This is a genomic window from Methanobrevibacter acididurans (assembly GCF_046197875.1).
Lineage (GTDB): Archaea > Methanobacteriota > Methanobacteria > Methanobacteriales > Methanobacteriaceae > Methanobrevibacter_A > Methanobrevibacter_A acididurans.
This window is the reverse complement of record NZ_CP166991.1, coordinates 804,203-817,477: the sequence shown is the minus strand read 5'-3', so window position 1 is coordinate 817,477 and position 13,275 is coordinate 804,203. Positions and strand designations below refer to the sequence as shown.

The 13,275-nt window shown below is 25.7% G+C and carries 8 protein-coding genes; 4 read left to right on the top strand and 4 right to left on the bottom strand.

The features are described 5' to 3' along the window. Positions 1–132 precede the first annotated feature (132 nt). Positions 133–891: an aspartate dehydrogenase gene (locus tag ACA135_RS04090; protein ID WP_409199024.1), complete on the top strand. Its 759-nt coding sequence runs from the start codon at positions 133–135 to the stop codon at positions 889–891. A gap of 25 nt (positions 892–916) precedes the next feature. Here the strand turns inward: ACA135_RS04090 and ACA135_RS04085 are convergent, their stop codons facing one another. The 4 genes from ACA135_RS04085 to ACA135_RS04070 all read right to left on the bottom strand — a co-directional run bounded on the left by ACA135_RS04085 (position 917) and on the right by ACA135_RS04070 (position 6,052). Next, positions 917–2,473 carry a restriction endonuclease subunit S gene (locus tag ACA135_RS04085; RefSeq protein WP_409199023.1) on the bottom strand — a complete coding sequence of 519 codons (1,557 nt, stop codon included), beginning with the start codon at positions 2,471–2,473 and terminating at the stop codon, positions 917–919. A 41-nt stretch (positions 2,474–2,514) separates the two neighbouring features. Continuing rightward, positions 2,515–3,972: an N-6 DNA methylase gene (locus tag ACA135_RS04080; protein ID WP_409199022.1), complete on the bottom strand. Its 1,458-nt coding sequence runs from the start codon at positions 3,970–3,972 to the stop codon at positions 2,515–2,517. Positions 3,973–4,569: 597 nt separating this feature from the next. Continuing rightward, a complete protein-coding gene (locus ACA135_RS04075) occupies positions 4,570–5,571 on the bottom strand; it encodes a MalY/PatB family protein (RefSeq protein WP_409199021.1) in 1,002 nt (333 codons plus the stop codon). Then, the gene (locus ACA135_RS04070; RefSeq protein ID WP_409199020.1) at positions 5,540–6,052 is read right to left on the bottom strand and encodes a nitroreductase family protein; all 513 of its coding nucleotides are present in this window, start codon (positions 6,050–6,052) and stop codon (positions 5,540–5,542) included. Before ACA135_RS04070 ends, ACA135_RS04075 begins: the two co-directional genes overlap by 32 nt. A 302-nt stretch (positions 6,053–6,354) precedes the next feature. On the opposite strand from ACA135_RS04070, the gene ACA135_RS04065 reads away from it, so the two are divergent. From ACA135_RS04065 to ACA135_RS04055, 3 genes are all read left to right on the top strand, one after another. Continuing rightward, complete coding sequence (locus ACA135_RS04065) at positions 6,355–8,184, top strand: histidine kinase dimerization/phosphoacceptor domain -containing protein (RefSeq protein ID WP_409199019.1); 1,830 nt, start codon at positions 6,355–6,357, stop codon at positions 8,182–8,184. Between the two features lie 263 nt (positions 8,185–8,447). Continuing rightward, the gene (locus tag ACA135_RS04060; protein ID WP_409199018.1) at positions 8,448–9,527 is read left to right on the top strand and encodes a tyrosine-type recombinase/integrase; all 1,080 of its coding nucleotides are present in this window, start codon (positions 8,448–8,450) and stop codon (positions 9,525–9,527) included. Between the two features lie 191 nt (positions 9,528–9,718). Then, entirely contained in the window at positions 9,719–13,054 is a 3,336-nt protein-coding gene (locus ACA135_RS04055) for a C1 family peptidase (protein ID WP_409199017.1), read from the top strand. Positions 13,055–13,275 lie beyond the last annotated feature (221 nt).

Genomic DNA, 13,275 nt, shown 5'->3' with positions numbered 1-13,275 from the left:
TTTCTTTTATAAAAAAATTTTAGAAAAAAACTATTTTTTTCAAATATTATAAAAATTAACACCTTAACCATTATAAATACATATTACAATTTCTTTATTAAAATTAAAAACAAGATTAAAGCGGGATTAAATATGAAAGTTGGAGTAATTGGATGTGGAGCTATAGCTAATATCATAATAGATCACATTCAACCTAAAGACAATATTGAGTTTAAATATTTCTTTGATAAGGACACTGAAAAAGCTGAAGAGTTAACTGAAAAAACTAATGGTATTTTGTGTGAAAACTTATCTGAAATGTTAAATGATGTTGATTTAGTATTAGAAGCAGCATCTCAAGAATTTCTTAAACAATATGGTGTAGAAATTGTTAAACATGCCAATCTTATGAATATGAGTATTGGTGCATTAATGGACGAAAAGTTTAGAAAAGAATTGATTCAAACTAGTAAAAATAATCATACTAATATTTATGCTCCATCTGGTGCTGTGATTGGTGTTGATGGTTTAAAAGCTGCTTGTATTGGTGAGATTTCTAGTTTAACTTTAACTACTCGTAAGTCACCTAAATCTTTAGGGATAGAAACTGATAAATGTGAAACATTATTTAAAGGTAAAGCTTCTGAAGCGGTAGTTAAGTATCCTAAAAATATGAATGTGGCTGCTACACTTAGTTTATCATGTAAAAGAGATATTGATGTTGAAGTAATTGTTGATCCTAGTGTGGATCGAAATATTCATGAAGTTCATGCTATTGGTAGCTTTGGTGAATTTAAAACTATTACATGTAATCAACCAATTAAAGCTAACCCTAAAACTAGTGAACTTGCTGCTTTATCTGCTATTAAAAAATTAAAAAGTTTAAATAAACAATTTCATGTTGGAACTTAAGTGAAACTTTTTTTTTAAACTTTCTTTACATTATTATTTTTTTAAGATTATTATTTAAATTATTATTTTTAAATTTTTTTTCATAATTTTTTAAAAGCTTCACAATTCTTTCTTGTTCTTCTACTGGTGGTATTGGTATTAAATATTCTTTAATAAAGTTAACACCAAAATAGGATTTATTTATTGATTTTGTATAATTTCTAATATTTGATTCTGCTAATTTTAGAATGTAGTATAAGAATTCCATATTTTGGTTAGGTAGGTATGGTTTGAATAGTATTATGTTTCTCATTCCTATATCCATATCTTCTTTTAATAATTGGGGGTTTCCAATGTTTCCCATGTTTGCAAATAGTATATTATTTTTTTCAATTTTAAGGTTTTTACTTACTTTTTCATAATCTTTTTCTGTAATATATTTAATATCATTAAAATCAATATGATCCTCTTTTAAATTCTGACTTGTAATGTAAGGGTAACCTTTATTAACATATTTTGGTGATTTATGAGCACCATAACGAATATCTACATAATTGTATAATCTAGTCCAACACCAATTACTTGGTATTGATAAAGGTAGGAAATTATCTAATAAGTACTCCTCTTTTTGACTTACTTTTTCATAGTAATGATCATCTATACGAACAATTAAAGATTCCTTATCCATAGGTTTAATTTTTTTATCTTTAATTAACTTATTTTTAACTTCTCTAATATCTTCTAAGAGTTGGATAGCAGATTTATCCTCATGGTTCTGTTTTGTTAATTTACCACTTAATCCGGTAGTTAATAGGGAGTATCTCATTTCATTAAAAATATTTTCATTTAAATTATCTAATTTTTTTTGATAATATTGATAATTTTTTAAATCATTTCCTAAACTATCTAATTTTTTCACAATACGGTATTGTTCTTCTATTGGAGGTAATGGGACGAATATTTCATAAAGATTAGATTTATTTAATTTTGGAACATTAGATCCACTTATAAATCCACATAATCTTAAATTAACTGCATTTAAATAATACATTAAGTATCTGTTTAATGCTGGTTTAAAATCTAAAACATGTACATGTTTATTAGCCGTAAATCGTCCGTTAACTGTGAAAGCATAATTTTTTTCTGTTTCAAAAACATTACTATCTTCTGCAACTAAAAGAAAATCATCATCATAAATATAATCAGTTAAATAATCAATAACACCATTAGGTCCATAATATGGATAATTATTTAATTGATTTTTTCTACCATTTTTACTTATAGATTTTCTCATTCGGTAATAATCTTGAACAATAGTTCCTAATCTAACCCAATACCAACTTTCTGGTATTTTAAATGGTAAAATATCTTCAATATTTCGTGTTTTTATCCCATTTATTGATTCATAATAAGAATTGTTTCTTTTATAAATATAAGATTGGGTGGAATCTGTTTTTATAATTTTATCATGAATTAATTTTTTCTTTTTTTCTAAAATTTCTTCAATTAATTTTTCGGCAGGTGTATCGTTTTTGTTTTGTTTAACTAATTGGCCGGTTACTGCTGATTTTAGAATTGAAAATTTTAAATCATTGTAAAGCATGAAAAATCTATCCCTTTATCTATTTTATTATTTAAAATTCATTATTCTTCTTTATTTAACTCATTTTTAATGTTTTTTAAAGCTTTATTAATTTCTTTAGAGTATTCTTCGGTTTTTTCTAAGTAATTATCTATTAATTCTTCAGGAGGTAGGGAATTTTTAACATATGGTATATTACAATAATTTAACCGGTATTCATTTAATTTAATTTCATCTATACTGCATTTTTTTGCTTTATAATTACCATTTACTTCTATTTCATGCTTATTTTCAATCCATGATTCTATTTCTTTAAAATGTTTTAATTCTATTGGATTATTTAAACTAAAACTTTTATATCCTTCAGGTAAGTCTAAACGGTAGAACCATGTTTTTTTGGTTGTTCCATTATTACAGAAAAATAATATATTTGTTTTTACATTTGAGTAAGGTGCAAATACTGTAGGGGGTAATCTTATTATTGTATGTAAGTTGAATTTTTTAAATAATTTTTCTTTTATTTGTCTTTTGTTTACTCCTGTTTCTGTGAAGAAATCATCAGACATTATAATTGCTGCTTGTCCATAATCATCTAAGTATTCCATTGCTAATTCTAGGAAATTATCTTCTAATTTTTTGTTTTCTAAGATTTCATGTTCCCAATCAGTATCAGTTGATCCTTCAAATGGAGGGTTTAAGACTATTGTTTTGAATTTTTTATCTGATAATAAGTTTAATGTTTTATCCTCAAATGCATCTTGATGATATATGTGGGGTTCGTTTATTCCATGTAATAGTAAGTTTATAATACATAAAATGTAAAATGTTGAATTTTTTTCTATACCATATATTGAATTAACAAATTTTTCATAGTCTTCTTTGCTTTCTATTTGTTTAGATTGAAGTTCAAGTATTGATTTTAATAATCCACCTGTTCCACAACAGAAATCCATTACATCATTACCAATTTTTGGGTTTAAAGTTTCTGCTATGAAGTCACATATACCTATAGGTGTGAAGAATTCTTTTGTTCCTGTGTTTCTAAATAAATCCATTAAATTTTCTTTAAATTCATGTGCGATTTGATCGCACTCTACTTTATTACTTAACTTTATACTGTTTAATTCAATTATAACAGCTTTAAATATGTATCCATCTTTAGAATAGTTTTTAATGTCCTTTACTGTATAGTATACAATTTTTTCGTGCATTGGACTATTTTTTTTGCATTCAATTTTTTTTAAAGAAGGTATTAATTCTTCATTTATAAATTTAAGTAATTCTCTTCCAGTTAAACTAGAATCATCTTCTAAGTTTATAGTCCAATTTCTCCATCGATATTTTTCAGGGATCACTGATTTATATTGAGGATTTAATGCTTCTCTTTCTTTTTCTTTATAATCATATACTTTGAGGAATAGTAACCATGATAATTGTCTGATTATTTGTTTGTTAGATATTGTCCCTGGATCATCATGCATAAGTTTTTGGACATTTTTTAAAAATCCTTTTAATACCATTTTTTTTATACCTATTTTTTTATTTTTTAAAAAAATTTGTTTTATCCCATTTTTGATTTTTTTTAAAGTTTAATTGTGTAATGTTTTATTTCTCTTAACTAATAAATCTTTATATTTTATGTTTAAAATTTTAAGTTTATTAAATTAATTTCACAATACTTAGTTTATTAAATTGAACATTTTTTAATTATTAATTATTTTTATAATTTTTTAATTAAAACTATAATGATTTATCATTATGTTTAAAATCTTATAATAACTAATTTATATAAGCATTAGTTTAAAATACATTCAAAAAACAATTTTTTTAAATGAAAAAATTAATAAAAATATTAATAAAAATTATAAAAAATAAAAACATTAATAAAAATGTCCATAAATCTAAATAAAAGAAATATATTTAAAATTATTATCCTAAAATACCTTTTTTCAATCTATTCAATCCATCTTTTAATTGGGGTTCTGGACAAGCTATATTCATTCTTAAGAATTTATCCCCATTTTCACCAAAAATTATTCCAGGAGAAAGATATAATCCACTTTTTTTAAGGATTTTATCTGATAATTCAGTTGAATTAATGTTTAATTCATGGCAATCTAACCATAATAAGTAAGTGGCATCACAGGAACTAATTTAATACTAGGTAATTCCTTTTTTAAGAAATCCTCCACAATTATTTTATTTTCTAATAATGTATTCTTTAATTGGTTTAACCATTCTCTACATTGGGTATAAGCTGTAATTGTAGCTTCTACACTTAAAATATTAGGTTCTGAAGAAAAATCCGCATATAATTGTTGACTTACTTTCAGATTCAATTCCTTATTTTTAATATATACCATTGCACTTTGGATTCCAGCTATATTAAATGTTTTACTAGGAGATATACAAGTAATACTATTATCTACTATGGAACTAGCTAGTGATGCAAATGGAGTATAAGTTTTACCTGAATATGTTAAGTCGCAATGAATTTCATCTGATACTAATATTACATTGTACTTTTCACATAAAGATCCAATTTTTTCTAAATCATTTTTCCCCCAAATTTTACCAATTGGGTTGTGGGGGTTACATAGTAACATTAAACTTGTTTTAGGATTTTTTAATTTATTTTCTAAATCTTTAAAATTTATACTGTATTCGTAATTTTTATAAGTTAATTTGTTTTCTAAAACTTTTCGATTATTATTTAATATTACATTAAAGAATGCATTGTATACAGGTGTTTGAATTACAATATTATCAAGGGGTTTAGTTAATTTCCGTATTATACTTATTATTGAAGGCATTACTCCTCTTGCATATAATAATTCTTCTTTTTTCATTTTAATATGATAATTATCCTCCCACCATTGAATATAAGATTCATATAATTCATTAGGGACTGTTGTGTATCCATAAATAGGGTGGTTTATTCTTTTTTTTAGGGATTCTTGTATTTCAGAGGCAGTTTTAAAGTCCATATCAGCTACCCACATTGGAAGTTCAGATTCTATTGGATCCCATTTTAATGAATTAGTATTATCTCTATTAATCACTGTTGTGAAATCGTAATTATTTTTTTCAGTATTTTTCATAGTGTATTCTTGTTTCATCATATTTGTCCATGAATTTATTTTCTAATCCGTCTGCAGGGTAGCCTAAGGATATTATACAGAATGGTTTTATGTTTTCATTTAAATTGAAAAGTTCTCTTATTTTTTCCATTTTTTCATCAGTTGGTGCTACTCCATTCCATAGTCCGCCTAAGTTTAGGTTACATGCTTCCAGTAACATGTTTTCTGCTGCCGCACTCATATCTTGTTGCCAATGCTTTTTATAGAATGCTCGTTCTATATTTGCTATTAATACTATTGCTACTTGTGAATTTGTAACTCTTGGACATGTTTCTCCAATTGCTTTTAGGGTATCTTTATTCTTAACTACTATAAATTCCCAGGGTTCTGCTCCTAGTCTGCTTCCTGGAGCTTGCATTCCTGCTTTTAATATTTTTTCTACTTTTTCATCTTCTACTTTTTGGTTTGAATATTCTCGTATGCTTCTTCTTGTTTTTATTATTTCTTCTAAATCTGCCATTATATCAAGTACTCCATTTACTTATAATTTAATTTTTATTTAAATTAAAGTTTTTCTATTAAAAAATGTATTTTTTTTTTAAATAAAAAAATGAAAAAGAATATATATTTATATGTTTAAATACATAATAATATAAAATATATTTTTAATACATAAAAAGAATTTAAGAATTAAACAAACTAAAACTCATATTTTTATTAAAGATATGACTGTTTAATGATATCTGATTTAATTTAAGTTTAAACTCTACACTATTGTTTGTAAAAAATGGAAAATGCTTATTTTTTTAGGTGCTTTTTAATATGAAGGGAAAATGCCAATTATTCGATGAAGAGAATAATGTTATTCTAAATAAAGAAATTGATGAAAATTACTTATTTATACCTAGTTTACCTGTTATTAAAGATTTAAAACCTTATAATGATAGTGAACTTTTTGATAACTTAAATGATAAAATTAGTATTTTAATTCCATATAAAAATGATTATATTATGCAGTATGCTAATTTTAATTATAATGATTTTGATGGGGTAACTAAAGATATTGATTTATTTAATAAATCTTATTTAAAAACATTTCCCATAATGGATATTTTAGGGTTTAAGAAAATATTAGATGAAGTTTATGTAACTGGTAAAACCAGAAATTTAAAAATTTTATATTATGTGGAAGATTCATTAATTGCATCATCTAGGCAAAAAATCTTTAAATATAATAATAAGATTTATTGTATTTTTAAGACTAAATCTAATTCAAAAACTAAATTTATGGATGAAAATGATGTGAGATTATTATATAATGCACCTGATCCTTTAATGATTATTCAGAATAAAAAAATTGTAGCTGCTAATAAAGCTAATGAGAAAATTACAGGTTATAAACCAGAAGAATTATTAGGTAATGATTATTTTTTCAATAATCCACGTTTTAAAAATAAATCTTCCCCTTATGAATTTGATGAAGTTTATTCTAAATTACTTAATAAGGAACTTTTTAATTATACTGATGTTTTAACCATTAAACATAAAGATGGTAGTACAGTTTATGCTAAAGCTACAATGCAACCTTCCAGTTTTAATGGTGGGCCTGCAGTACTTTTTTATGCATTTGATATTACTGAAGGTGTTAATCATCAGATTAAAGCTGAGAAATTATTGAGTACTTTAGATTTAGTTTCAAATATTAGTAAAATTGCGTATGTTTATTGGGATTATAAGAACGGTTATGAGTGGAGTGATGAATTCTTTAATATTATAGGGGAAAAGAAGGAAAATTTAGATTTAACTAATGATATTATTCGCTCTTTTATTGTTAAAGATGACAGGGAAAGAACTAGTAAAATAATTTTTGATTCTATTATAAATAGTAATAGTGTTCTTTTTAAGACTCAAATTCAAACATCCCATGGGGATATTAAAGATGTTGAAATTTATATTGATTGTCAATCAGATGATGAGGGGCAATTAATTAATAGTGTAGGGTATATTCAGGATATTAGTGAAAATATTAAGGAAACTCAACAGCTTACAAATTTATTACAGGAAAAAGAAGTTCTTTTAAAAGAAGTTCATCATCGTGTTAAAAATAATTTACAAATCATTTTAAGTTTATTAAATTTGAATATGCGTTATAAACCTGATTCTCCTCAAGAAACTTTAGAATCTACAAAGAATCGTATTAATACTATGGCTATTGTCCATAAAAAACTTTATCAATCTGAGGATTATGCTCATATTAATTTAAAAGATTATATTGAAGAGCAAGCAAGATTTTTACTTGCAAATAATGATAATCTTGATATTGATTTGGATTTAAATTTAGATAATATTAAGGTTAGTATGGATAATGCTATTCCTTTAAGTTTAATTATTTCTGAAATTTTAAATAATAGTTTAAATTATGCTTTTCCTAATAATCAATCTGGTATTATTAATATTAGTTTAAAAACTAATGGGGATATTATTAAATTAATTATTGGGGATAATGGTATTGGGTTACCTGAAGATGTTGATTTTGATGATCCTAAGGATTTTGGTTTTTTAATTATGAAAAGTTTAATTAAACAGATTGAAGGTTCTATATTTTTATTGCCTTCTGAGGGTACATCTTATTTGATTGAATTTAATATTTAATCCTTTTTTTTGGGATGTTTATTTTTTATTTTTGTTTTAATACTTATTTGGTTTTGTATAAATTTTTTAAATATTTTCCATGCTCTGATTTTTTTCATAAATTTCTATTTTTTAAGAAACTTGTATATTTTTATGAGTTGAGGTATATGTACTTGTATCGTTTTTGTATTTTCGTATTTTGGGGTTTCAACATTAAAATTTATATATAAAGAGAACGTATATTTTATATAATAATATACGAAAACCTACAAAAAGGGAAAAACATGATAAAAACACAAAACCTACCAGAATACCTCCAAGACTACATAGAAGAAAAAACCGAAATAAAAAACCTCACCACAGAAACAACAAAAAAACAAACCTTCAACATCAACCAATTCATAAAATACCTCCAACAAAACCAAATAACAGAACTAAACACAAAAAACGTCAAAAAACAAATCAAACACTACAGACGACACTGCCTAAAAACACGAAAAAACAAAAGAACAACCGTCAAAACCTACATGATGAACATACTAGAATTCATAAACTCCGAAGAAGTCCAAGAAGAAATACAACACGAACCCATAAAAATGAAAGACATAATAGAAGTTAAAACCGAAGATCCAGAAACAGCAAAAAAAAGAATCGAAAAAATAAGCCTCACACGAAAACAAACCAGACTATACCTCCGAACAATCGAAGAAACTGGAAACAAAAGAGATTACTCCATAGTAAAAACATTCTTAGACTCAGGAATACGATTAAAAGAACTAGTAAACCTAAACAAAACAGACATACAAGCCCCACTCAATAACAAAGGATTATACACACTACCAGAAGATCGAAACGAAATAATAGAAGTACACCTAAGAGCAGAAACAACAAAAGGAGAAAACAAAGACCGTACAACATTCATAACCTACGACACCTTAATAAACATAAACGAAATGATCTTTGAAAGAATAAGCAAACTTAGAAAAAACAAAAAAGGAAAAAAACACAAAATAATACAAAGAAACAAAGCAGAACAAGAAAAAACAAGAGAAGAACTATTCACAAATCACTCCAACAAAAGAATAGGGAAAAGAGCAGTACAAGAAATAGTCAAAAAATATGCACGACTAACAGATGAACAAATAGAAAAAAACAATATAGACTGCCCAATAAATTACTATAAAAATGTAAGCGTACACATCCTAAGACACACAGCACTAAGCCACTACGCAGAAATATTAACAGTAGCAGAAGTACAAACTATAGCAGGACACAGTAACAGTCAAACCACAGACAAATACATTCACACAGACCATGAACACATGAAACAAAAAATAAAACAAAACCACATCCAAAATTATTAAAAAAAATATTTAAACCCTAAAATTAATGAAAAAATTTAATTAAAATGTTTAAAATCTTGAATAGAAGCGGAAATCTTATAGTAAAAAATAAATAATAATAGAAACTTATACAATAAATGATTAAAAAAATTTTTACAATTTAATCAAAAAAATAATACATTGTTAAATGCTAAAAGGAGGGAAAAAAATTAATGAATACTAAAAATAAAACGTTAACAATACTTATTACATTAATCTTATTCAGCTTAATTTGTATAAGCACAGTATCAGCAGCAGACATAAATAATACTACAAATAATCAAACAAGTATAAATCTAAACTCTGAAACTCAAGCAATAAGTAATAATGATAATACAACATTATTATCAACAAATAGTGAAAATACAAGTACAATAAGTTCTAATAATAACTCAAATACAAATATTGGTTCCAGTATAAGTACATTCACTGATTTAAGTAATGCTATAAACCAAAATAGTATAGTCTACCTAACTAGCAATATTACAGTAAGTAATAATGAAATTAATTATTATACTAATGGTATAAGTGTTGGAAGAACTGTTACAATCGAAGGTAACGGATACACAATAAATGGTTTAAATTCCGTCAGAACTTTCAATGTTAACCATGCAACTTTAATTTTGAAAAATTTAATCATAAATGATTGTTATTCTTATAGTAATGGAGGAAGTATTTTTTTAAACAGTAATGCTAACTTAGAACTATATAATGTAACTTTCACAGATAATTCTGCAAAATGGGGAGGAGCAATATATGGAATCAGAAACAATAAGATTATAATAGAAAATTCTAATTTCAATGGTAATGTAGCAACTTATGGTGGAAGTATATACCTTAATGAAGGTTCAATGCAAATAGTAAGTACTATTTTTAATGATTCTGGATCTACCTTAATGGGAGGAGCTATAGGAATTGAAAACAGTAATCTTATTATAGATGACTCTAATTTCAATGCTTGTGTTTCCATAAACAGTACTGGTGGTGGAATTTATAGTATAAAAACAGGTATTAGTTTAAGCAATACTAATTTCACTGATTGTGTGGCTCAAATAGGTGGAGGTATAGCTCAATTAAACAATACTTTAAACATTGAAAACTGTAATTTCATAGGTAATTCTGCATACCATTATGGTGGTGCAATTTACAATATTTACTCTAATTTAAACATATACCAAACTAACTTCCTATCAAATGTTGCTATTTATGGTGGAGCACTCTATGTAATTAATGCCTCTAGTTTAAAATTAGAAAAAAACAAATTTGAAAATAGCACTGCAGTCTATGGTGGAGCAGTCTTTTCATTCTTAAATAATGATTATACTGATTTAAATAATGAATATACTGGAAATATAGCAGTTTATGGTGCTGATTTCTACAATTCTGACAGTCCTATAGTAAGCATTTCAAATAATGTAAGTCAAACAATTAGTGCAAATTACACATTATTCAATGGAACATTACCTGATTCTTATGATTTAAGAAATTATGACTTAGTTACTTCTGTTAAAAATCAATTAACTAGTGGTAGTTGTTGGGCTTTTGCAACTTACGCTGCATTAGAATCTTGTTTATTAAAAGCTACTAATTCAAGTTATGACTTATCTGAATCTAATATGAAAAATTTAATGGCACTTTACAGTATTTATGAATACAATAATAATGTTCCAAATAGTGGTGGAACTTTTGAAATGGCTTATGGATATCTAGCTAGTTGGTTAGGACCTATTAATGAATCAACAGAAACTTATAATGATTATACTACTGTTTCTAGTGTTCTAAATAATATCTTCAATATTCAAGATATTTTAACATTCACACGTACAAGTTACACTGATAATAATGCTATAAAATCTGCTATACTAAATTATGGGGCAGTTGCGGCTTCAATTTACATGGATGAATCAATTTTATACCATAATACTTACTATTATACTGGAAGCTCTTCAGCTAATCATGCAGTATGTATTTTAGGTTGGGATGATAATTATAGTAGATATAATTTTAGAAACACTCCTTCAGGTGATGGTGCATTTATAGTTAAAAATAGTTGGGGAACCAGTTGGGGTGATGGTGGATACTTCTATGTGTCTTATTATGATACTATGTTTGCTCAAGTAGGTAAAACTAATAGTTTCACTTTTGTATTGAATAATACTAATAAATATTATAAAAATTACCAATATGACTATGTAATGATGACAGATTGGTTAGTAACTGGAACTAATAATGTTTGGTATAGTGTAAATTATAATAGTACTGGAAATGATAATCTTAAAGCTTTCAGTACATATTTTAATGAAAATACAGATTATACAGCTTACATTTATGTAAATGATGAATTAGTATATACTCAAACAGGTTACAGCCTACAAGGATATCATACTATTGCTTTAAATACTGATATCTTTTTAAATGAAGGAGATAACTTTGCAATTGATTTAAATATTAGAACTAATAGTAGTTCAGCTAATATTCCAATCCAAGAAAATGAAACCACTATTACACCTATTATTTCTGGTGTAAGTTATTTCAGTTATGATGGTAAAACATGGTATGATCTTGCAGAATATATTGATGTAGTACCAGGACACTCATATAAAGCAGGCCAAGTAGCTTGTTTAAAAGCTTTCACATTACCCATTAATAATTATGCTATAAGTGTTCCAAGCATTACTGGTATTCCTAAAGCTAGTACTACTGTAGAAGTAAATGTGTCTGATATTTATGGTAATTTACCGAATACGGGAACTGTTACAATAACTGTTGATGGTAAAGATTATACTTCTAATGTGACTAATGGAATCGCAAATGTTAATATATTATTACCTGAAACTAATGGATTAAATAATATAACTGTTACTTACAGTACAGGTTCTGAATCTACAACAATTAATAGTACTATACTTGTTAATAATTCATGTACTTTAACATGTAATGATTTAGTTAAAGTTTATGGTGTTGCAGCTAATTTAACTGGAAAGTTAGTTGATGCTTTTAATAATCCAATCATTGGTCAGCATATTGCTATTAAACTTTCAAATAGTAATGGTCAAAGTAAAGTTTATTGGGCAAGTACTGATAATAAAGGGGAGTATCAATTAGAAATTAACTTATATCCTGGTGAATATACTGCTCAAGCATCTTTTGATGGAGCTAATATTTATCAAAGTGTAAGTACTGGTGTTAAGAATATTGTTGTTACTAAATCTGAAAACTCTACTGTTTTAGTTGCTAATAAGTTTGTTGAACCTTATGGTGCTAATATGAACTTTACTGGAGTTTTAACTAATTATGCTGGATCTCCTTTAATTGGTCAGCATATTGCTATTAAGCTTTCTAATAGTAATGGTCAAAGTAAAGTTTATTGGGCAAGTACTGATGTTAATGGTGAGTATCAGTTAGAGATTAATTTATATGCTGGAAATTATCGTGCAGAATGTAGTTATTCTGGTACTAGTCAATATGAACCTTCTAGTGCAAGTACTACTATAACTGTTACTAGTTAAGTGTATTTTTTAATCTTTTATTTTTTTTATTTTTAAATTTTTTTCTTAAATTAGTGTTTTTCATTAAGTTAATGTATATGTACTTACTTATTTTTAGTATTTTCTCCAATTTTATAGATTTTAACTCTAATTTATTGTTTGCTATTTTATAAACATTTTTACTAAAGTATTGTTTTAGTATCTAGGAACTACTTTAATACAAAATTTGAATTAAATATTAC

Bases quoted from the DNA above. Each gene is read 5' to 3' on its own strand.
- ACA135_RS04090 (WP_409199024.1), top strand. From the start codon at position 133: ATGAAAGTTGGAGTAATTGGATGTGGAGCTATAGCTAATATCATAATA.
- ACA135_RS04070 (WP_409199020.1), bottom strand. From the start codon at position 6,052: ATGGCAGATTTAGAAGAAATAATAAAAACAAGAAGAAGCATACGAGAA.
- ACA135_RS04060 (WP_409199018.1), top strand. From the start codon at position 8,448: ATGATAAAAACACAAAACCTACCAGAATACCTCCAAGACTACATAGAA.
- ACA135_RS04085 (WP_409199023.1), bottom strand. From the start codon at position 2,473: ATGCTTTACAATGATTTAAAATTTTCAATTCTAAAATCAGCAGTAACC.
- ACA135_RS04055 (WP_409199017.1), top strand. From the start codon at position 9,719: ATGAATACTAAAAATAAAACGTTAACAATACTTATTACATTAATCTTA.
- ACA135_RS04065 (WP_409199019.1), top strand. From the start codon at position 6,355: ATGAAGGGAAAATGCCAATTATTCGATGAAGAGAATAATGTTATTCTA.
- ACA135_RS04075 (WP_409199021.1), bottom strand. From the start codon at position 5,571: ATGAAACAAGAATACACTATGAAAAATACTGAAAAAAATAATTACGAT.
- ACA135_RS04080 (WP_409199022.1), bottom strand. From the start codon at position 3,972: ATGGTATTAAAAGGATTTTTAAAAAATGTCCAAAAACTTATGCATGAT.